Annotated in this window: 19 protein-coding genes; 7 read left to right on the top strand and 12 right to left on the bottom strand. The window is 52.5% G+C overall.

The window, feature by feature from the left end:
* The first annotated feature begins 1 nt into the window (after position 1).
* Positions 2 to 223 (top strand): 50S ribosomal protein L31, encoded by a 222-nt coding sequence (rpmE, locus tag RJ38_RS13755; RefSeq protein WP_039019443.1) that lies wholly within the window; start codon positions 2 to 4, stop codon positions 221 to 223.
* Between the two features lie 190 nt (positions 224 to 413).
* Entirely contained in the window at positions 414 to 1,433 is a 1,020-nt protein-coding gene (locus RJ38_RS13750; protein ID WP_039019442.1) for an Ig-like domain-containing protein, read from the top strand.
* Here the strand turns inward: RJ38_RS13750 and RJ38_RS13745 are convergent.
* Complete coding sequence (locus tag RJ38_RS13745; RefSeq protein ID WP_156121870.1) at positions 1,423 to 1,572, bottom strand: hypothetical protein; 150 nt, start codon at positions 1,570 to 1,572, stop codon at positions 1,423 to 1,425. The genes RJ38_RS13750 and RJ38_RS13745 overlap by 11 nt on opposite strands.
* 151 nt (positions 1,573 to 1,723) lie before the next feature.
* On the opposite strand from RJ38_RS13745, the gene RJ38_RS13740 reads away from it, so the two are divergent.
* Both RJ38_RS13740 and hemP read left to right on the top strand, forming a co-directional pair.
* Positions 1,724 to 3,316 carry an Ig-like domain-containing protein gene (locus tag RJ38_RS13740; protein ID WP_039019440.1) on the top strand — a complete coding sequence of 531 codons (1,593 nt, stop codon included), beginning with the start codon at positions 1,724 to 1,726 and terminating at the stop codon, positions 3,314 to 3,316.
* 287 nt (positions 3,317 to 3,603) lie between these two features.
* Complete coding sequence (gene hemP, locus RJ38_RS18575; RefSeq protein ID WP_082005751.1) at positions 3,604 to 3,777, top strand: hemin uptake protein HemP; 174 nt, start codon at positions 3,604 to 3,606, stop codon at positions 3,775 to 3,777.
* Positions 3,778 to 3,787: 10 nt separating this feature from the next.
* On the opposite strand, the gene RJ38_RS13735 is transcribed toward hemP, so the two are convergent.
* A complete protein-coding gene (locus tag RJ38_RS13735; protein ID WP_162183574.1) occupies positions 3,788 to 4,660 on the bottom strand; it encodes a LysR substrate-binding domain-containing protein in 873 nt (290 codons plus the stop codon).
* Positions 4,661 to 4,763: 103 nt separating this feature from the next.
* Between RJ38_RS13735 and RJ38_RS13730 the strand changes: the two genes are divergently transcribed.
* Positions 4,764 to 5,471, top strand: coding sequence for an SDR family oxidoreductase (locus tag RJ38_RS13730; RefSeq protein WP_039019439.1), 708 nt, complete (start codon positions 4,764 to 4,766; stop codon positions 5,469 to 5,471).
* Between the two features lie 95 nt (positions 5,472 to 5,566).
* Positions 5,567 to 6,379: a division plane positioning ATPase MipZ gene (locus RJ38_RS13725; protein ID WP_039019438.1), complete on the top strand. Its 813-nt coding sequence runs from the start codon at positions 5,567 to 5,569 to the stop codon at positions 6,377 to 6,379.
* A 73-nt stretch (positions 6,380 to 6,452) separates the two neighbouring features.
* Here RJ38_RS13725 and RJ38_RS13720 read toward each other — a convergent pair whose 3' ends face one another.
* Positions 6,453 to 8,120 carry a DVUA0089 family protein gene (locus tag RJ38_RS13720; RefSeq protein ID WP_039019437.1) on the bottom strand — a complete coding sequence of 556 codons (1,668 nt, stop codon included), beginning with the start codon at positions 8,118 to 8,120 and terminating at the stop codon, positions 6,453 to 6,455.
* Positions 8,121 to 8,380: 260 nt separating this feature from the next.
* Here RJ38_RS13720 and RJ38_RS13715 point away from each other — a divergent pair, with 260 nt between their 5' ends.
* Entirely contained in the window at positions 8,381 to 9,904 is a 1,524-nt protein-coding gene (locus RJ38_RS13715) for a sulfatase-like hydrolase/transferase (RefSeq protein WP_039019436.1), read from the top strand.
* A gap of 59 nt (positions 9,905 to 9,963) precedes the next feature.
* Here RJ38_RS13715 and RJ38_RS18220 read toward each other — a convergent pair whose 3' ends face one another.
* The 9 genes from RJ38_RS18220 to dctP all read right to left on the bottom strand — a co-directional run bounded on the left by RJ38_RS18220 (position 9,964) and on the right by dctP (position 21,355).
* On the bottom strand, positions 9,964 to 10,983 hold the full coding sequence (locus RJ38_RS18220; protein WP_082005749.1) for a Hint domain-containing protein: 1,020 nt from the start codon (positions 10,981 to 10,983) through the stop codon (positions 9,964 to 9,966).
* Positions 10,984 to 11,262: 279 nt separating this feature from the next.
* Complete coding sequence (locus RJ38_RS13705; protein ID WP_039019435.1) at positions 11,263 to 12,564, bottom strand: ABC transporter permease; 1,302 nt, start codon at positions 12,562 to 12,564, stop codon at positions 11,263 to 11,265.
* The gene (locus RJ38_RS13700; protein WP_039019434.1) at positions 12,561 to 13,475 is read right to left on the bottom strand and encodes an ABC transporter permease; all 915 of its coding nucleotides are present in this window, start codon (positions 13,473 to 13,475) and stop codon (positions 12,561 to 12,563) included. Before RJ38_RS13700 ends, RJ38_RS13705 begins: the two co-directional genes overlap by 4 nt.
* Positions 13,476 to 13,484: 9 nt before the next feature.
* Entirely contained in the window at positions 13,485 to 14,597 is a 1,113-nt protein-coding gene (locus tag RJ38_RS13695; protein ID WP_039019433.1) for an ABC transporter ATP-binding protein, read from the bottom strand.
* Positions 14,598 to 14,718: 121 nt separating this feature from the next.
* A complete protein-coding gene (locus tag RJ38_RS13690) occupies positions 14,719 to 15,849 on the bottom strand; it encodes an extracellular solute-binding protein (RefSeq protein ID WP_039019432.1) in 1,131 nt (376 codons plus the stop codon).
* 391 nt (positions 15,850 to 16,240) lie between these two features.
* Positions 16,241 to 17,386: an iron-containing alcohol dehydrogenase gene (locus tag RJ38_RS13685; RefSeq protein ID WP_039019431.1), complete on the bottom strand. Its 1,146-nt coding sequence runs from the start codon at positions 17,384 to 17,386 to the stop codon at positions 16,241 to 16,243.
* On the bottom strand, positions 17,383 to 18,765 hold the full coding sequence (locus RJ38_RS13680) for an aldehyde dehydrogenase family protein (RefSeq protein WP_039019430.1): 1,383 nt from the start codon (positions 18,763 to 18,765) through the stop codon (positions 17,383 to 17,385). Before RJ38_RS13680 ends, RJ38_RS13685 begins: the two co-directional genes overlap by 4 nt.
* 81 nt (positions 18,766 to 18,846) lie before the next feature.
* Complete coding sequence (locus tag RJ38_RS13675) at positions 18,847 to 20,214, bottom strand: glutamine synthetase family protein (protein ID WP_039019429.1); 1,368 nt, start codon at positions 20,212 to 20,214, stop codon at positions 18,847 to 18,849.
* A 109-nt stretch (positions 20,215 to 20,323) separates the two neighbouring features.
* Positions 20,324 to 21,355 (bottom strand): TRAP transporter substrate-binding protein, encoded by a 1,032-nt coding sequence (dctP, locus tag RJ38_RS13670; RefSeq protein WP_039019428.1) that lies wholly within the window; start codon positions 21,353 to 21,355, stop codon positions 20,324 to 20,326.
* Positions 21,356 to 21,365: the final 10 nt, after the last annotated feature.

Below are 21,365 nucleotides of genomic sequence, written 5' to 3'. Positions count from 1 at the left end.
CATGAAAAAAGACATCCATCCGGATTACCACTTCATCGACATCAAAATGACCAATGGCGATATCGTAAAAATGCGTTCCACTTGGGGCAAAGAAGGCGACCAAATGGCGCTGGACATCGACCCATCTGCACACCCAGCTTGGACTGGTGGCAACACACGTCTTATGGACACTGGTGGTCGCGTATCCAAATTCAAAGCGAAATACGAAGGTCTTGGCTTCTAAGCTTTTTGACATTCGAACGTGTAGAAACCCGGTTGCAACGCAACCGGGTTTTTTCTTTGCCCTAAGACCGTTAAAAGTGAGCCGCAAAATCTACATTTTAGATTTAACGTAACGAAAATTTAAATTTGCACTTCCAAGACGGGATGAAATACGCAATTAGATTTTGTGTTTACGAGTGCTGGGGTTCAAAATGTTTAAACGTATTTTTGCGATGACTCGCGCCGTGGTCGCCTCATTGATCTTGAGCTTTGGACCGGCGCAAGCATTTGATGGGCTAACCCACTTCAAAAACACACCGTTGGGCACATGTACCGCTCATATGCAGGCCGCCTACACACCCCAAACAGGGCAAGGCAGGGTCTACTTGACCCTAGATGGGGCCTTCCCTGGCGGCACATATATTACCGCAACTCTTAGCAATGCATGGTCTGGGTTTCGCAGTGGTTATTCTAAAAGTACAAGTCGCCCCGTACTTACCCAATCAACCATCGAAAACTGTGGTATCTCTGACGTTGCAGATTTGGTGATTTCCCCTGCAGATAGAAGCATTATCTACACCGAGATTTATCCAGACGAAGCCACAGGTCGCCAAATCTACGAAAGCCAAACATATATTGGCTATTCATTCATCGGCACGGATGACGCAACCGGAGTTCGTTCCCGGTATGAATTTGCAGCTTCCGGGGTCACCAATACGATCGCAATCGCCAGTATTATTCCGCTCAATGCGCCCGCCCCCGAACCCATCATCACCCCTTCGTTAACAACAGTTCACCGGACAACGCCCTTCGATGTCGATGCCACCTTTTCACGCGATGTTACCGGATTTGATCCAGTTTCTGAAAGCAGCGACTTCAACATTTCCAACGCAAGCGTCACTGCCGTTTCGCAAAACGGCGCATCATATACGTTGACGGTCGTTCCAACAGGTGCTGGGGATATAGTAATGACAGTTCCAGCCAATGCTGCGCAGGATTTCGCAGGAACGCAGAACATCCTCTCGTCCGAAGTGACTGTGATTTACGACCCGAATGTCGTTCTGACCGAAGTTGTTGGGATGCCCGGCACCATAAATGCATCGCCGTTTGATGTGACAGTTGTCTTTGACAACGATGTATCCGGATTCGACCCCATTGGCACACCAGGGGACGTGAACATTACAAACGCCAATGTAACGCGGTCTCGGCCGGGCCCTCCAGCTATACACTGACGTTAACACCCACAGGCACAAGCAATGTGACACTATCTGTCCCAGCAGGCGTCGCCGAAAACGGCGCAGGAGACCCGAACACTGCGTCAAATGAAGTCACTGCGTTCTTCAACGCCAATGCCCCTTCGGTGGAGATCATTGGAGCCCCCGCAGCATTCAATGAAATTACGCCATTTGACGTAACCGTTCGTTTCAGCACACCCGTCATATTCTTCGACTTCAACCGACTCAATATAACGAATGCAACTGTAACTGGACCTCCATCTGACTTCACTCCAACTGAGGACTTTATGATAACAATCACCCCAACAAATACAGGTGATATTACAATCGCGGTTCCAACTTTCACCGCATATTCCCAGCCAGGTTTCAGCCCAAACATTCCATCTGCAGTGGTTACCATTCTCAGCGACATGACACGCCCCACTGTTGCCCTTTCAAGCAGCACCACAACGGCCGTCGGTACAACGCCGTTCACAGTCACTGCGACTTTTTCCGAAGATGTAACTGGGTTTAGTGATATCCTCAGCGATGTCACCGTCACCAACGGCACGACCACGTCTATCACTCAAGACACACCCTCGACCTATACAATTAAAATCACCCCCGATGGGACCGGCGAAGTCACCATCCGGGTGCCCGAAGACGCGGCAGTCGATGGTGCGCAGAATGGCAACCTCCCCTCATCACCGGCCAGCGTGGCACAGGCCGACAGCGAAGCCCCATCCGTCACCGTATCTGGCGCACCGACAAATTTTTCAGGCACGACCCCATTTACCCTTGATGTCACCTTCAACGAAGATGTCTCAGGGTTTGATGACATCGCTGGCGATCTAACCGTGACCAACGGCGCCGCGACATCCATCACGCAAAACACGCCTGCGCAGTATACGGTTGAGATCACTCCGGATAATTCCGGAGACGTCACCATCCAAGTGCCCGCTGGCGCAGCCGAAGACACGGCAAGCAATGGCAGCACTGTTTCCAATGCTGTCACAGTCTCCAGCACCCGCGTGGAAATCACTCAAAAGGCGATCTCTGATTTCATGGCAAGCCGTGCCAATGCTTTGGCATCAAACCAGGCTGGCTTAACACATTTCTTACGTGACAGAAGCTGTAACGCCTTCAATGCCAATGCATCAGAAGGCGGCGGCAGTGCATCCGGGTGTATATCCTCAAGCAACAGTTGGGCGGCGCTTGCGGCAAGTTGGTCGGACAACACATCCTACACTTTGTTGACCCTAGGGGCCCACCAAACGATCACCCCAGATCTTCTGATCGGCGGGATGTTACAACTGGATTCCATGCGCCAAGAGGCGAACTCTGCGTCCGGCGATGGCTGGCTTCTCGGCCCCTATTTTGTTGCAAAATCTGCTACACAACCTCTATTCTTTGAAGGTCGCCTTCTGTATGGCCAAACGGACAACACCATATCAATTGGTGACGAGGTCGACAATTTTGACACGGAACGTTGGTTGGCGCAGCTGCAAGTTTCTGGCGAGATCGCCATTGAAGAGACCAAACTGAACCCTTTGTTTGACCTCAGTTGGACCTCGGACAAACAACAGGCTTACACCACAACCAGCGGTCAATTGATCCCCCGTCAAAAGATCCAACTGACCCAACTCACGGCGGGCATGGATTTTGACACACCACTTCCGGCTGCATCTGGATCACTGTCTTTGAACGGCGGTCTGCGCGGAATCTATTCTTCGGTCACCAATGCCACCACCGATTACGAAGGTCTACGCGCCCGCGTCAGTGCCGGCAGCACCTATCGGATGCCAGCTGGCGCCATGCTTTCAATGTCCACATTCTATGATGGCATCGGGACTGATTATGAAAGCTTTGGCGCAAATCTTAACTTTGACTTCAAGTTCTAAGACATGAAACACCACCTCAACGCATATGGTGTTGGGGTGAAACACAATTCCCAGCGAACAGCAGATGCACAGGCTTGGCCCTGCTGCATCCCCTTCTGTCGCGCGCTCATCCTTGGACGCCCTGTTTCTTATATTATCCCTGGCCCTCAGGTTACAGGACGCGAAGGCCATTCCAGTAGTCGACAAAAAGAGTCTATTGACTTATCTGACTAAAACAATCAGATATTATATCAGCAGACCAGAATAGGTCGGTGAAATGGAATCAAGCGAACAGACAAGGAAACGACATGAATGCAATCGCCCACCCAAACACGCTGACAAGCACATCCGTTCCGCAACAACAATCCATCTACGACGCGCGCCTGCTGACGCAAGGCAACCCATGTGCGACCATCCTTCTTGATGATCAAACGTATGTTCTGCGCATCACCAAAGCTGGCAAACTGATCCTAACGAAATAATGACCGCAGGTTACGCATCTGCTTGCTGCAAAAGCCAGTCACAGACGCGGGAAACATCCCGTCTGCAGCCATGCTTTTCAGACCATACCAAATAAAAACCCGACCCGGCATCAGGCGCTGGCCCCGAGAACTCTACCAATGTTCCATCCGCAAGTTCTTTTTGCACTAAAATCTTGGGTACCAAGGCAATACCTTCACCTCCGCACGCCATGCGAATACACATCGCGGCTTGGTTGAAGCGTAAACCATTCTCAACCTTATCCGGCACCACACCTAGATTTCTGGCGAAATACCCGGCCCATCCGGCATGGCCATCGTGCAGCAAATTCGAGTCGCAAAGATCTTCCACAGTTACAATTCCCCGGATCAAATTTGGCAGGCCGACAATAACATTGTCACCGGGAAACAACAGTTTATGCGTAATGCCTTTGGCATAAGGCGGCGGGCTTTGGCGAATCGCCAAATCTGCCTCGCCCCCCACCACATCGCTTGTGGCTTCAGATGCGCTGACTTGTAAATCAACCTTACTCAGATCAGAAAACCCAGGCAGTCGGGGCAACAGCCAGCAACTGGCAAAGGATGGCGTGACACTTAGAACCAACGCGGTCTTCTCAGCCTTACCCAACACCTTATTCGTTGCGTCCTTGAGCGTGTGCAATCCCTGCCGAATGTCAGCGGCATATGCCCTGCCCTCCGGCGTCAATTTCACACCACGGGTCAGCCGCTGAAACAAGGGCGTTTTCAAATCAGCCTCGAGGCCACGTATCTGCTGTGCAACCGCACCATGGGTCACGTTCAATTCTTCCGCAGCTTCGCGAAAATTTTCATACCGGGCAGCCGCTTCAAAGGCCCTAAGTGCAGTAAGAGATGGAAGATGTGACACATGTATATCCTGTAGATTTCCTACAGCATAGTGCACGAGACATGAAGTGTCGAACCCCTCAAATTCTGCAAGATGAAAGGACCATCGCAAAAGGATCAAACAAATGACTGACACATTGAAAACCGCCATCATCACCGCAGGCGGATCAGGCATGGGCGCGGCTGCCGCCCGTAGGCTAGCAGCAGACGGATACAAAATCGCCATATTGTCGTCATCCGGTAAGGGCGAAGCATTGGCAGTTGAACTGGGCGGCATAGGCGTAACCGGGTCCAACCAGAACAACGATGATGTGCAAGCCATCGTCGATGCTGCAATGGATGCTTGGGGACGGATTGACGTGTTGGTGAACAGTGCAGGTCACGGCCCCCGCGACGAAATATTGGGCCTATCCGACGACGATTGGCACCAAGGCATGGAAGTCTACTTTCTGTCCGCCGTACGCCCCACCCGCCTTGTCACCAAAATCATGGAAGCGCAGGGAGCAGGATCAATCATCAATATCACGACCTTCGCCACCTTCGAACCTGACCCGGTCTTCCCCACCTCCGGCGTCATGCGCGCGGGGCTTGCTGCTTTCAGCAAACTCTTCGCAGACAAATACGCAGCCAAGGGGATCCGAATGAACAATGTACTACCTGGGTTCATCAATTCACTGCCCGAAAAAGAAGAGTTCAGATCCCGCATCCCAATGGAACGATACGGCACCACCGAGGAAGTCGCCGCGACAATCGCGTTTCTCGCATCAGATTCCGCAGCATACATCACCGGACAAAACATTCGCGTCGATGGCGGTATTACGCGCGCTCTATAACGGGATTGCTTGAAAAGCGCTGCGACTTCCCATATTGCAATACACTATATATAGTTGCCGCAATTGGGTAACCAAACAACAGGCCGGGGGCAGTCGTGGCGCATATTATCGTCGTTGGAAATGAAAAAGGCGGGTCGGGGAAATCCACAACCGCCATGCATATCGCCACTGCATTGGTCCGCATGGGGCATAAGGTTGGGGTGCTGGATTTGGACCTTCGCCAGAAAAGCTTTGGCCGTTTTGTTCAGAACCGTAATCTACAAATGCAGGCGGCAGGCGTAACATTGCCGTCGCCCGAATATCACGATTTGCCTCAAGTGGATCAGTCGGAACTGCAACCAGGTGAAAACATCTATGACCGGCGCTTGTCCGCCGCCGTCGCTATGCTGGAAACCAATTGTGACTTTATCCTGATTGACTGCCCTGGCTCACACACTCGCCTAAGTCAGGTTGCGCATTCCTTGGCTGACACATTGGTCACACCTCTGAATGATTCATTCATCGATTTCGATCTCTTGGCACAAATCGACCCTGAAACCAACGCAATCAAAGGTCCTTCTGTTTACTCAGAGATGGTCTGGAACGCGCGCCAATTGCGTGCCCAAGCAGGCCTGCCCCCGATCGACTGGATCATCGTACGCAACCGCCTTGCGGCCCAAGCGATGCACAACAAACGCAAAATGGAAGAGGCCCTGACAGCATTATCCAAGCGTATTGGGTTCCGCGTCGTCAAAGGGTTCGGTGATCGCGTGATCTTCCGTGAACTCTTTCCGCGCGGCCTAACATTGCTGGATCTACGCGACATCGGTGTTGCCGGTCAGATGAACATTTCGAACGTGACCGCACGCCAAGAGTTGCGCGAATTGATGAAAAGCCTGAACCTGCCTGGTGTCACGGTCGATTTCTAAGCGCCCTTCATTCCACGCATAAAAAAACCGGCATCAAACATGCCGGTTTTTCTTTTTCTTATAGGCGCACGCCTTAACGTGGTGGACGGATATAGCGCTGTAACGACAGGCTAGACGCGCCAACAGTCGCACTGGACGAACGATCAGGCACAACGGCCACGGCATAGATCCCAGATCCAACCTTTTTGACCAAACGTGTGTTCGTTTCATCAGAATTCACCAGACTTGTCGCGATACGTTGCCCGGTGCCTTCATAGTCAAACAAAACGATTTCCGCAGGGCCACCAACAGAAACACCGTCAATCACAACAAAGCTTTCTGTATCGACTTCAAACAAATACCACTGGGTTTCGCCGCCTGCGTTCTCCGTACGAAGGTTGCGTTCTAAAACGCCCAGATCTACCATCTCAATTCCCGAACTTGCGGGCGGCAGAATTTCAGCATTGTCATAGGCTTCCGCCAACAGCGCTGCTTCCGACAGCTCCATCAATGTCAGTTCAAACGCGCCGCTTCCCTCGTTGCCAAAGGCCGTGACCGATGCACAATACGACCCTGCAGGAAGTTCCGTTCTGTTATCAATGCGGCTTCCGATGCCAAGCCCGTCTGCATCATCATTTTCGCCAATTTTCGTACCATCGGCCGTGTGCAGCCACAGATACGTGTCGAAGCTATTGCTGGTTGCCGTGAGACGCAAAGCCATTGGATCTGCCAACTCAAAGCTGAAGTCTTGGCTGTCACCCGCAAGCAGACCTTGCAGCATCTCGGCTGTTCCACCAGCGACAAATGGCGCGTTCAAAACCGTTGTGTTTTCCGCATTGCCACAGGGATCGCTGGGCATATTCGTGTCAGCACGTGCCGCGACCTCATCAGAAAACTCAGAGATCGTAAAGTCAACGGCCCCTGTCGCTGCCGGATCATAGCCCGTCACCGCCACACAGTAATCCCCAGCAGGTAACCCGTAATCAATACCGATATGACTGTCTGTGCCGCCCGCACCGTCATCGTCGGTGGCGATCTCGGCACCATTGACGTCAACCAAGGTCAACACTGTATCCAGCTCAGTACTGCGTGCGATCAGGGACATGCGCGTGCCATCTGCAACGCTGAAAGAAAATGCTGATGGCGTCGCACCACTCAAGTTGATGGTTTCCATACCATCACCGATAGGATCCTCAATCTGGGTAAGGTTTGCCATCGCATAGCATTCACTTGGGTTGGCTGCGTTGTCGCCTCCCTCCCCAATTGGGCTTACAAATGGGGATACGACTGGGGTTTCCACACCGGTACGGATTTGCAGGGCAACTTCCGCATTATATCCGATGGGTGTCCCGCTGCCATTGGGGAGATCAGTATAGGTGCTGACCTGCGCACAATATTGCCCCGCTTCAAGTTCCAAGCTGACCAGAGAATTCAGATCACTGCCACCATCATCATTGCCAAGCAACGCGGCACCCGTGGCATCAAAAATCACCACAACCGGATCAACATCTAAAGCCAGTGTTTCAATCGTAATACCCGAAGCAACTGTAAGGTCTAATTCGATGTAAGCAGGTTCATGCCTTGCCATCGACACACGTGAATCAATCGCAGCACCTGGCGTTCCGCTCAGCTCATGTTGGGCCTGCGTCAAAACAACCGGCTGTCCACAGGCCCCAACATCTTGTGCCGCGACGGCCCCAACGGAAGCAGCAAGCATCCCAACGGAGCTTAGCAAAAGTGATTTACTACAAATATGTTTCATGGGCTCTCCTGCCACAATAATGTCGCGCCCCGAGGCAAGTGCCTTGGCGCAAGGGATGATTAATTTCTGACGTCCGCCAAGGCCATTGTCAAATACGTTCCCGAAAACACAGGCCACTCGGCGCAAATCCCGTCACGCCATTTTACAAACTGTTTATGTCCAAAAGATGATATCGACATAAATTTGAAAATTTTGATTGCCCCGCTGCTGAGGTCTCATTAGCAACTTTAAAAAGGCCCAAAAAAACAGGAGACACAGCAATGCCTCGGAAGAATGTTCTGTTCATCATTATTGATCAATTGCGCGCCGACTGTCTTGCTGGCGCTTTGGCTGAACATGTGGATCTGCCACATCTTCGCGCTTTGATGGATGACGCCGTGGTGTTTGAGAAGAACTATTCCGCGACAAACCCTTGCGGACCTTCGCGCGTATCGATCCTAACATCACGCTATGCGATGAACCATCGCAGCATCCGCAATGGGACCCCTCTTACCCATGACACCCCCAACATCGCAACTGAAGTAAAAAAAGCCGGATATGATCCGCTTTTGTTTGGCTATACCGACACATCGCAAGACCCGCGCGCATACCCTGAAGGTCACCCATCTCTCACCACCTACGAACACCCCATGAACGGGTTTACCGAGGTCTGCGAGATGCGCCTTGAACAAAGTGTGGCCTGGCGGGATGACCTACGCGCCAAAGGCTACGACATCGAAGGCGACGACATATTTGACATTTTCCGCGTAAACACGCCTGCCGGCCAAAGCCCACGTCCGAATGATCCTGCCCTCTATGCGGCCGAAGACAGCGATACTGCGTTTCTTGCCAATGAATGTTTGAAGGGTCTTCAAAATCAAGGGGATAAGCCTTGGTTCGCGCACCTCACTTGGATCCGCCCTCATCCGCCTTTCAATGCTCCCGCGCCCTATAACGACATGTACGACCCGGCGTCCCTGCCCCTGCCCGAGCGCCTGACACGCGCGGATGAGCAGGCCTTTCATCCCTATATGAAACCCCTGCATGACTATGCCGATATAGCCAGCACCGTGGAGGGTTTCGCCAATCTTGATGACAGTGACGAAAACGTCCAAACTTTACGTGCGATCTATCTGGGCCTAGCGACCGAAGTCGACCATCACCTCGGGCGCGTTGTGCAATGGCTTAAGGACAGCGAGCAATATGAAGACACCCTACTGGTCGTCACTGCGGACCATGGTGAATTGCTTGGCGACCGTCATGCATGGGGGAAACTTGCCCCATTCAATGCGGCCTATCACACGCCGCTGATCATCCGCGCCCCCGGTGAAAAACCACATAAGATCAGTGCCTTTACGGAATCCATCGACGTCACCCCCACCATTCTTGACTGGATCGGACAAGCCCGCCCATCTTCTATGGATGGACGGTCCTTGATGCCCTGGGTCAAAGGCGAAACCCCAGACTGGCGCGATTATTCCTATTCAGAACATGATTTTGCCAACCCAATTTCATCAACCCCTTGGGAACGCGAATTGGGCCTGCACCAAAGCAACGCAAATTGCGCAATCCTAAGGGAAGATCGCTTTACGTTGGTGCAGTTTGCCGATGGGATGGACCCGATGCTGTTTGACGCAGATGGCCAGGGAGAGCTTGAGAACCTCGCCGACAACCCCGCATTCGCCAGCGAGATGTTGCGTCTAACCCAAAAGCTTTTGCGCCATCGGATGCAGAACACCGACCATACCCTTAGCACGACGATGATTACAAAAGACGGCCCCATCGAGACAGTCAGGCCACGCTAGCGGGCAAATATGCAGCTGCGGCATACCCTTCGCATACCCCTTGAAGAATATTCCTGCCCTTAGGGGTGCACCAGCAAGCTGGCCTCTCGCCCACGCAAGCATTTCCGCGCCGTTGGTCCGTAAGCGTCTGGCGCAACGGCGAGCTCAGGAAACAGGTCAAACAGCTCTTGCCTCACCGCGTCCTCAATTGATCCAATGGTGGTCGGCCCGGGAAAGAAACTTTCCGAAAGGCAATTCTCAGCCGAAACGATCTCATGTTCGTCAAAAAGCATGTGATAATACGTAATCGTTTCACATGGTTCGCTAAAGATCGTGTCGCCATTCACAAGATGTTTGGCACAGGCCAAAACTTCAGTTTCGCCAAACAGGAGTTCCGATCTCCAACCCTTCAACAACATACGATGAAGGGGAGACACCCACAAATCCCGTGTATTGCCGAGCACACCCTTGCGAAATATGATCGGTGCGAAGCTGCCTTGCCCCGCGACTGTGCGGCTGCCTATCCACCGGATCGGATGGCATCCATGGTCCCGCGTTATCACCAGATCGCCAATCTTAAGGTCTTCGATCTGCTTCTGCCCTGCTGCAGTCGCAATCAGCGTGCCCTTCGCAAAACATGTCAGAAGTTCACTGTAAGTGGCATTTCCCAAGCCATTGGGTGGCCCAACAGTATATGTTTCACCCGCTATCAGTTCAAATGTGGTGACATAGCCTTGCAAAGAATCAAAGCTTGCTGAGTTACCCTCGTGCAGATCATAGATAAATCCGACAGAGACGCCGGAAGAATTGAAAACCTCAAACTCATTTTCAGGATTGGTCAGCACGTCATCAAAAACGGTACCATCAATGTTACCCGTCAGCCGTTGCAACGGTGCCTGAGAAAACCCGCCCTGGGAATTGGGCCGACCGTCATTGAAGATATTGTCTTCGTTGTCTGTGTCAGAAACCGTGGCAACAGACGGCGTTGCACCTGCGGCAACGGTAAAGGTGCCACTCGTCGCGATCGTGCCGAATACATAGTTACCACCGGTAATACCGAGGTCGGCGAGGGAATACACCAGTATGGTTCTGTCAGTCATTGGCTGCTCGGCGGCTTAAAGCAACGCGAAAAACATGCGTCAGGGGGGAACTGCGATACTGGGGAACTTGCCCATGTAGCTGCGGAACGCCTTTTCGCTCAACCTGTACTTTTGTGCAAAATCAATAACCTAAAGGTGAATCACGTAAAATTTGATTCTACCGAAGGGTGCATTTAATTCATTTTCGAAACAATGATTTCAAACATCCAAAAATCAGACAATTCGGGAAACGAAAACGGGCGCCTGGTTTGGCGCCCGTTTTTATGTTTTCAGGATGTATCAGTTGTTGTCTGATGCGCCTTCGGTTTCGAGGTTTCCTGGGTCGAAGACCGAACCGAATGGGCTGGCTGGGGCTTCTTCTGTTGCTTCAGCCTCGCCATCTTCTGCACCATCAAGGTTGGTCGGTGCAAAGACGTTGCCGAATGCACCTGTGCTGTTGCCAGATGATGCCGGTGCCGTGGTTGTTTCTTCTTCCACGGTCTCCCCATTGGCCGCCGCTTCTGCCGCACGCGCCGCAGCTGCTGCAGCACGACGTTCCGCCAAGGCCCGCAAGTTTGCTTCTGCTTCAAGGGCACGTTGTTCCTGACGTTCGGTTTGAACCTGTGCGATACATTGCGCAGGATTATGCGACATGGAATTCACCACCGACAGACCCACAGCGGCAACCAACATGATCAAAGCAATCATAGCTGGGTTGCGTGATAGGAAGCTTGGCAGACGGAAACCACCGTCAACCTTTGCAACCGTATCACCAGATGCAGCCGCCTGAAGTTCCTTGCGGCGCTTCAAAGCTTCGTTGGTCAAGGCTCCAAACACCGTCCCCACAATGATGATAAAGGCCAAGGCCGAAATCGCAGGGCTGATACCGTAACGCACTTTTTGCGCCAGCTCGATCGTCAAGGTCGGATAGTCACCGAACGTGAAGGTCGTGGTGTTATAGTTCTCAAAGCTCGCCAGAAACGCCAGCACTGCAGATGTCGCAATCGCGGGCATCATGAAGGGCAGAAGGATCTTGGTAAACGCTTGGGTATGGGACGCGCCCAAATCCAAAGCAGCTTCGTTCAGGGTCAGGTCATAGCGCTGCAAACGCGCCACCAGAACCAGCATACAGTAACTGGCGATAAAGGTGGATTGGCCGATGATTGTCAGGAACAGACCATCTGCCAGGATGCTGTCTGGGCCAAGACCCAGCCAATTGTTCACCCGCTGCCAGAACACAACTGTTGAGATCCCCAACACCACGCCAGGCACCAAGATCGGCGCAATCACGATGGTGTAATAGGTCGCCCGCAGCTTTGGCCAAACCTGTGTCAGGATCAGCGCACCTGACAGCCCCATGGTCACAGACATGATCACAGTGCCAATGCCCACAATAACTGAGTTCTTAATGCCGTTTAGGATACGTTCATCCTGAAACAACTCAGAGAACCAAGCATAGGTGAAACATTCCCAAGGGCTGACACTTGGAAAACCATTGGAGTTAAACGCCGTGATCGCCATGATGACCAATGGACCAAGCAGATAGGCAAAGAAGATGCCGAGATAGACCCAGATCGATACACGAAGGAAGAGATTATTCATTTGCCAATATCCCCCATGTTAACTTTGAACAGCTTCATGAATGCAAGCACGATGATGATACAGCTGACCAAAAGCACGACGGCATATGCCGCGCCTTGCGACCAATTTCCGCCGTCGTTGAACCATTGGTAAATGATCTGCGTGAACCAAAGCGAGCTGGGCCCACCTAGGATCTGAGGTGCAGCAAGTGCGCCCGCAGACAACATAAACACCATAGTACAACCAGACGAGATGCCAGGTTTTGCATAAGGCACAACGATGCGCCAATGGATCCGCCACCAAGGTGCACCCAGATCGCGGGCGGCCTCAATTTGGTTGCCATCAAGGCTTTCGATCACGTTGTACATCGGGAAAACCATCAACAGAATATAGGCATAACCAAGCCCCGCATAAAGCGCGACATCCGCCCGGATAAAGTCAAAAGGTTCATCCAATATCCCCATGCCGATCAACACAGCGTTGATCATACCCGTTGCACCGAAGATGATTTTCAACGCGAAAGCACGCAGAATTTCATTGATCCAGTATGGAATAATCAACAGCATCGCGAAGATACGCAGCTTCATGCCCTTGGCGACTTGGCCAAGGAAAAACGCAATCGGATAGCACAGCAAAAGGTTAAAGATCGTCACACAGATAGCGGCGATGATCGTGCGCATGAATACTTTTAGATCAACATAGTTGTAAGCATCAGATGCGCCCTCGGCCCCATAAATCAGGTGGCGGTAGTTTTTAAGCGTGTAATCCCCAACTTCACCAGAAGGCAGGTATTCACGCAGCGAATAATCCAACATCGACAGCTGGGGCAGGATGATCAACACCCCGATCCAGAAGGTCATAACCACAAGCAACGTCGTGCCTAGGACCTTTCCGTTATGCTGGTAAAAGTTATGTAAGAAACCGTTTTTCATAACGCCCCCTTATTCCGTCGCCAGTTCACCGGCAGGAACAGCCACAGCATTCTGTGTCTCATATTCCAAGGTGATCTGCTGACCGGTGTGGTCCTCAAAAGTTTGACCAAGATTGGGGATCGATACTTTGATTTCCTTACCGCCGTCACCTTCCGTGAAGATGTTGAACGTGTTGCCTTCAAATTCCTCATGATTGACCTTCGCCGTCACGAAATGATCGCCTGCACTGCCTGTTTCCGCGATCGACAAAGCTTCGGGGCGGATGAACATCATGGCTTCGTCGCCGACCTTCATCTTGCCCTGATTGGCCGTGGAAATGCGTGACACCAGATCACCGGAACGGTTGGTGGCGATCAATGCTTCTTTGCCACGGATTTCCTTAACCGTGCCACGGAAGACGTTATTTTCGCCCACAAAAGACGCAACAAAGGCGGTTGATGGATCGTTGTAAATGGTTTTGCCGTCACCGATTTGATCGATGATACCCGCTTTCATCACAGCGATATTGTCTGACATGGTCAGCGCTTCGCCTTGGTCGTGGGTGATGTAAATGAAGGTAATGCCAACGCGTTTTTGAATTTCGCGAAGTTCTGTACGCATATGTTGACGCAGCTTAAGGTCAAGCGCTGAAAGCGGCTCATCCAGCAGCAACACATCAGGTTCAGCACAAAGCGCACGCGCAATCGCCACACGTTGTTTCTGACCACCAGACAGTTCAGACGGCAACTTATCGCCCTGCCCCGGCAGCGCGATCATGTCCAAAAGTTCGTCCGCACGTTTGCGGCGTTCCTTGGCAGAAGCCCCGGCGATTTCCATTGAAAACGTGATGTTTTCCCAGACTTTCATCAGGGGGAACAAGGCGAGGTTTTGAAAGATCAAAGCTGTGGGGCGTTTGTTCGGGCCAATGCCCGCCATGTCATTGCCACCAATCAGAACCCGGCCTTCGGACGGGTCAAGAAATCCTGAAACAGACCGCAAAATCGTCGTCTTCCCGCAGCCTGATGGGCCGAGGAACGAAAAGAAATCGCCGCCATTGATATTTACGTTTGCGTCGCGCACTGCAACGAAATCGCCGAACCTAATCCATAGGTTCTCGAGGTTTACCCCGACACCAGCACTCATATTATTCTCCCCGCTGTAAGTAATTCTGACGTTTGCCACCTAATGGTGGTCGTTGTTCCGGCGTCAGCCCCGGAAGGGTCCGGCCCCAAACAGGGACCGGATCGTGTTTCTGACAATCCGCTTATGCAGATTTGAAACGGTTCACGAACTCTGTGCGAACAGCCGCATACCAAGGCGCTTCCGCAGGCCATGGGTTCAGGTTTGCCAAGCTGTCACCAGGATAAGCTTCCGCAAAGTTCTTCTTATAAACATCACCGGTGTGTGCATCTGCACCCAGAACCGGGCTGTTATAGCCGTGGCTGTCGATTGCAACGCCAGCATCTTTCGCACGATATGCAAATTCGATGAAGGCATAGATCTGATCCGTGTTGGTCGCGCCAGTTGGCATGGACATGCCGTCAACCCAAGCCATCGCGCCTTCAACAGGTGCTTGGTAGGTTACAGGATCACCCGCAGATTTAAGCGCAAGTGGTGGACCATCCCAAGTTTGACCCACGATCACACCGTCATTCAGCAGGCCATTTTTCTGGCTATCCGCGTCATTCCAGATCAGTTTAATGCGATCTTTACGTGCGACACACCAATCGGTGACTTTGCCCCAGACTTCACGCATCTTTTCTTCGTTTTCATAAGCAGCCCAGATGGAACCTGCCTCCATTTCGCCAGAGGCTTCCATGTACAGACCGGCACCCAGCATCATGGAATGTGCGCGACCCATGGTTTTGCCAGCATTTTCTTCGGACCAAACGTCACCATATGATGGCGCATCCCCATTCGGAGCCCACAGATCAGTGCGCCAAGCCATGCCTTCAGTGCCCCAGATATGTGGCAGCCAGGTGGAACCATTGCCACCAAAGTTCCAAGCGTTTTCACCAATGGCGGACATCGCAGGGTTCACGCGATCAATCTCAACGCGGGACATGTCAAACGGTTGCAGAAGCTCAAGTGGCTCCCACTGAAGGGAACGGTTGTTGGTCGGTGACACGATGTCAAAGCCCTGACCATTGGTCGCCTTCATCTTATTGATAATTTCCTCATTCGACCCGATACCGGTGTAATTGATCTTAATGCCGGTTTCGCCTTCGAAGTCAGAGATAAACTGATCGGGCAAATAGTCGGACCACATAAGAATGTTGATTTCGCCAGATGTTGCCAGCGCGTTTTGTACCAATGCAGGTGTCGCAAGCGCAGCACCACCAACAGCTGCGGTGCCCTTCAGCACCGAGCGGCGGTTAATCGTAGATTTTGTCATATAAACTCTCCCTAGTTTTTTGATCGGCCGGTTGTCCCGACACGAATTTTGGTTTGCCTCACCAGCCTCCGCCGGTTTAATCCAAACCTGTGTTCCGGAATGGTAATCCCGAAAACGCTCCTCCGTGTACCAGACAATCGGTCATTGCGGCACAGGGATATAGCCAGAATCTAAAAGCCATATGACAATCAGATGATATACGACGAAAAATGTCAAAAAATATCTTGCAAAACTAGTATTTGCGCTGATTTTCACAATTTTCTCTATACATGGCCAAATGAGAAAATAAGTCCAGATTTCAGCGGATTTATGGAAAATACGTCACTAAAACCGCATTTTCCCTGCCCGGATATTTTCAGGACAGGGAAATATCTACAGCAATATGCTAAAATTAGATGCAATCCACGAACAGCTGACGTGTATTTTCCGCTGTCAACGCGATGGGGTTTCCGCCGCAGGATGGGTCGGCAAGGGCCTGGCGGGTCATCTCATCCAGCTGTTTGTCGTCGACGCCCAGTGCTGACAATTTGCGTGGAATGCCGAGGCTGTCGTTGAAGTCTTGCACGAAGCTTTGGAAGCCCTTAAAGCCGCCCTCAATCCCCAGATACGCTGCGGCCATGTCGAAGCGATCCGCGATTGCAGAAGCGTTAAAGTCCAACACCGCAGGCATGCAAACCGCATTGGTCGTGCCGTGATGGGTGTTGTAAACCGCCCCAATTGGGTGGCTGAGCGCATGGATCGCGCCAAGGCCCTTTTGGAAGCCCGTCGCCCCCATAGCCGCCGCCGACATCATATGCGCGCGGGCCTCGATATCGGTGCCATCGTTGAACGCGCGCGGCAGGTAATCCTTGACCAAACGCATGCCTTCCAGCGCAATGCCTTGCGACATCGGGTGATAATGCGGGGAGGAATACGCCTCAACGCAATGGGCAAAAGCATCAAGCCCGGTGCCCGCCGTGATAAAGCCCGGCATGCCAACGGTCAGTTCAGGATCCGCAATCACAATCGCGGGCAGAACTTTGGGGTGGAAGATGATTTTCTTCTCATGCGTGACGGAGTTCGTGAGGATAGACGCGCGACCAACCTCGGACCCCGTGCCAGCAGTTGTCGGCACAGCGATGATCGGCGCGATGGCGTCGGCGTCCGCACGGGTCCACCAATCGCCCACGTCCTCAAAATCCCAGATCGGGCGGGTTTGACCGGCGTGGAACGCAACCATTTTACCAAGGTCCAGACCAGAGCCCCCACCAAAAGCAATCACACCATCATGGTCGCCCGCCTTATAAGCGGCAACACCGGCAGCGAGGTTCAATTCACTTGGATTAGGGTCTACTTCAGAGAAAATCCCGCGCCCAAGACCGGCTGCCTCAAGAATATCCAAGGCCTGTGCAGTGATCGGCAAAGGCGCTAGCCCCTTATCCGTGACCAAAAGCGGGCGCTTCATGCCAAGGCTTTTGCAGGCCTCAGCCAGCTCACTGATACGGCCAGCGCCGAACTTCATCGTGGTCGGATAGGACCAGTTTCCAACAAGGTTCATGTCGTTACCTTCTTCAAGTGGTAGGATTTCGGACGGGTCAGGTTGTGGAAGCCAATCACAGACAAGCCACCCCCGCGCCCGGTGTTTTTGCAGCCGGTCCAACACAGGCCCGGATCAAGATAATCGGCACGGTTCATGAATACTGTGCCGGTTTCCAGGTCATCGCCAATACGCGCCGCCCGGTCGACATCTTGCGTCCAAAGGCTGGCGGTCAGGCCAAATTCGCTGTCGTTCATCAATTTGATCGCTTCCGCGTCGGAAGACACTTTCATGATGCCAACAACCGGACCAAAGCTCTCATCGCGCATGACGCGCATGGAATGATCAACATTGGTCAGGATTTGCGGCGTCAGATAAGCACCGCCGTCGTCCTCAGCCATTGTGTCGATATGTGCCACGGCCCCATCGGCCACGGCTTCCGCGATCTGGGTGCGAACCTCAGTCGCAAACCGTACATTCGCCATCGGACCCATGGTGGTTTCAGCCTCCATCGGGTGGCCCAGTTTATAGCCCTTCACGATTTCAACAGCCTTTTCCACAAAGGCGTCAAACAGGCTTTCATGCACGTAAATCCGTTCAATCCCGCAGCAACATTGCCCCGCGTTAAACATCGCGCCATCAACCAACGTATCCACGGCTGCATCCAGATCCGCGTCTTCCATGACGTAGCCCGGATCTTTACCGCCGAGTTCCGTACCAACCCCGGTAAATGTGCCCGCAGCGGCGCGTTCCATCGCCTGACCACCGCCCACAGAGCCCGTGAAGTTCACAAAATCAAACGCGTTGCCCGCGATCAGATCATTGGTCACATCATGGGATAGAAACACGTTTTGGAACACGTCCTTCGGAATGCCCACAGAATGAAACGCCTGCGCCATACGTTCGCCCACAAGCAAGGTCTGCGTCGCGTGTTTCAGCAAAACCGCGTTGCCCGCAATCAAGGCAGGCGCAACCGTGTTAATCGCCGTCATATAAGGGTAGTTCCAGGGCGCAACGACAAAAACCACACCGTGGGGGATACGTTTGATGTAACGCTTAAATGTCGCATCTTCGCCAACTTCGATGTCTGCAAGGCTTTCCACAGCGATGCTTGCCATGTGACCCGCACGTTCCTCAAAGCCACCAAATTCGCCACCATAACGGGTGGGGCGCCCCATCATATGGGCAAGCTCTGGCACAATTTCATCGTTCATCGCACCGACAGCCGCAACACCCGCCATCACAAGATCAACCCGTTCCTGAACCGGGCGTGCAGCCCAAGCCTTTTGTGCCGTGCGCGCTGCTTTGGCCGCTGCTTGTGCAGCCTCAAGCGACAACACCGGACGTTCCGCGCAAACGGATCCATCTATCGGTGAGATACATTTCAAAATCTGGCCCATGCCATTTTCCTTTTCACGATCAGGGGCAATGTCCGCCCCCTTTTCATCTTGCCAAAAATACTCAACTTTAACGGTGCAACCCTATGCCCGCTCAAAGCCCCGCGCGATTTCCCAGTCGGTCACAACCTGGTCGAATTCTTCCTGTTCCCACTGCGCACAACGGTGGTAATGCGCGACAACATCTTCGCCAAACGCCGCTTTCAACATGTCCGACGCATTCAGCGCTTCCATGGATTGCGTCAGGTTCGCAGGCAATTTCTTCGCGTCAGGATCATTATACGCATCACCACCCTGGGGCGCTTGCAATTCAAGCTTTTCTTCCATCCCAGCAATCCCGGCCGCCAGCTGTGCTGCCATGGCAAGGTACGGGTTCAGATCGGCCCCGCCAACGCGACATTCCACGCGGATCGCCTTGCTGCCTTCACCACACAGACGGAAACCCGCCGTGCGATTGTCAATCGACCAGACCGTGCCGGTGGGGGCAAAACTGCCCTTTTGGAAGCGCTTATAGCTGTTCACATAAGGCGCCAAAAACACCATCATATCGCTGGAATATTTGATCATGCCCGCCATGTAATGACGCATGAGATCAGACATGCCATACTCCGCATCCGCTTCAAAAAACGCGTTCTCGCCGTCTTTCCAAAGCGACTGATGCACATGTGATGCTGACCCAACACGGTCCTTATGCCATTTGGGCAAAAAGCTTGCGGCATGGCCCTGCTGCCAGGCGATTTCCTTCACCGCATGTTTCGCAATCGTGTGATGATCCGCGCAATCCATGGCGGCTGCGTATTTGATGTTTAGCTCTTCCTGACCCGCTTCTGCCTCGCCTTTTGACCCCTCAATCGGGATGCCAGCGGCGTATAAATGATTGCGGATTGGGCGCATCACATGTTCTTCTTTGGTGGTCTGAAAGATGTGGTAATCTTCATTGTAAGCGCTGATCGGTTCCAAATCGCGGAAGCCTTCCGCGCGGATTTCGTCAAAGGATTTGGCAAAGAGAAAGAACTCAAGCTCCGTCGCCATGACCGCCGAGAACCCCATGCTTTCCAAACGCTTGATCTGCTTTTGCAACACAGCGCGCGGCGAATGTGGCACCGGATTGTGATGATGATCGAGCACATTACACAGCACCATCACGGTACCTTCAAGCCAGGGCATCGGACGAATAGTTTCAAGGTCGGGCTTCATGATGTAATCACCATAACCGCCCTGCCACGAAGTCGAGGCATAGCCATCTGGCGTTGCCATCTCAAGGTCTGTTGCCAGCAAGTAGTTACAACAATGGCTTTCTTCCCAACCACTGTCGATGAAATACTGCGCAACCAAACGCTTGCCCATCAAGCGACCCTGCATGTCAATCATACAGATCAAAACTGTATCTATGTCACCATTGGTGACTTTGGCTTTCAAATCTTCAAAGCGCATTGTTTTAGGCTGGGTCATAGGTGGGCCTCATTGGTTTCATCTTTTCCAACCGGAATTCGTGACGAATTCCGTGTCGGATTTTTCCAAAAAATCCGGGGCGGCACTGTGACCGCCCCGCAGGGTCATATCAGTAACGGTACGGTTTACCAGCTTTGGCCATATCCGCATTGTACTGTTTGAAGATCTCAACAACCTTCGCTTTCGTTTCAGATTCTGCGGCGATTTCATCCCAGAATTTGACAGCGGAATCTTCAACTGTTGCCCATTCTTCATCAGGAATAGACGTCAATTCCATCTTCGGACCATTCACCCGGAGGGACGCTTCCCCACCCCAATACCACCACTGACGATAGTAATGCGATTGATCCGTACAGACGCGGAACAAAGTTTGCAAATCTTCTGGCAGTTCATTCCAGCGATCCATATTGGCAAAGAAAGACCCTGCCCAGGCACCGGAAATATTGTTGGTGAGGAAGTAGTTGGTCACATCGGCCCAGCCAACAGTGTAATCCTCGGTGATGCCAGACCATGCGATACCGTCAAGTTCGCCGGTTTGCACCGCAACCTCAATGTCTTCCCAAGGAAGCGTCACCGGGATGACGCCGAACTGTTCAAGGAAACGACCCGCAGTTGGGAAGGTGAAGATGCGTTTGCCCTGCATGTCTGCAAGGGAACGGATCGGATCTTTGGTTGCGAAGTGGCACGGATCCCAAGCACCGGCTGAGATGTGTTTCACACCCACTGCGGAATACTGTTCGTCCCAGATTTCATTCAGGCCGTATTGGTTGAACAACACAGGCACGTCCAAGGAATAACGACTTGCGAATGGGAAATACCCACCGAAAACAGTGACCTCGGTCGGTGACGCCATTGAATCATCATCGGACTGCACCGCATCAATTGTGCCGCGTTGCATCGCACGGAAAAGTTCGCCTGTTGGAACCAGTTGATCGGCGTAGTACAGCTCGATCTCCATCCGGTCACCGGCGATTTTGTTGAACATATTGATCGCAGGCGTGATCACATGTTCCGCCAAAGCAGCACCAGCATAGGTTTGCATGCGCCAGGTGATTTTACCCGAAGCGATTGCCGGTGCAGCAAGGCTTGCGCCAACAGCGCCAACACCAGCGGAGGCTAAAAACTTACGTCTTGTCGTCATAATCTCTTCT

It is taken from the genome of Halocynthiibacter namhaensis, assembly GCF_000812685.1.
Lineage (GTDB): Bacteria > Pseudomonadota > Alphaproteobacteria > Rhodobacterales > Rhodobacteraceae > Halocynthiibacter > Halocynthiibacter namhaensis.
This window is presented reverse-complemented; position numbering and strand designations above follow the sequence as displayed.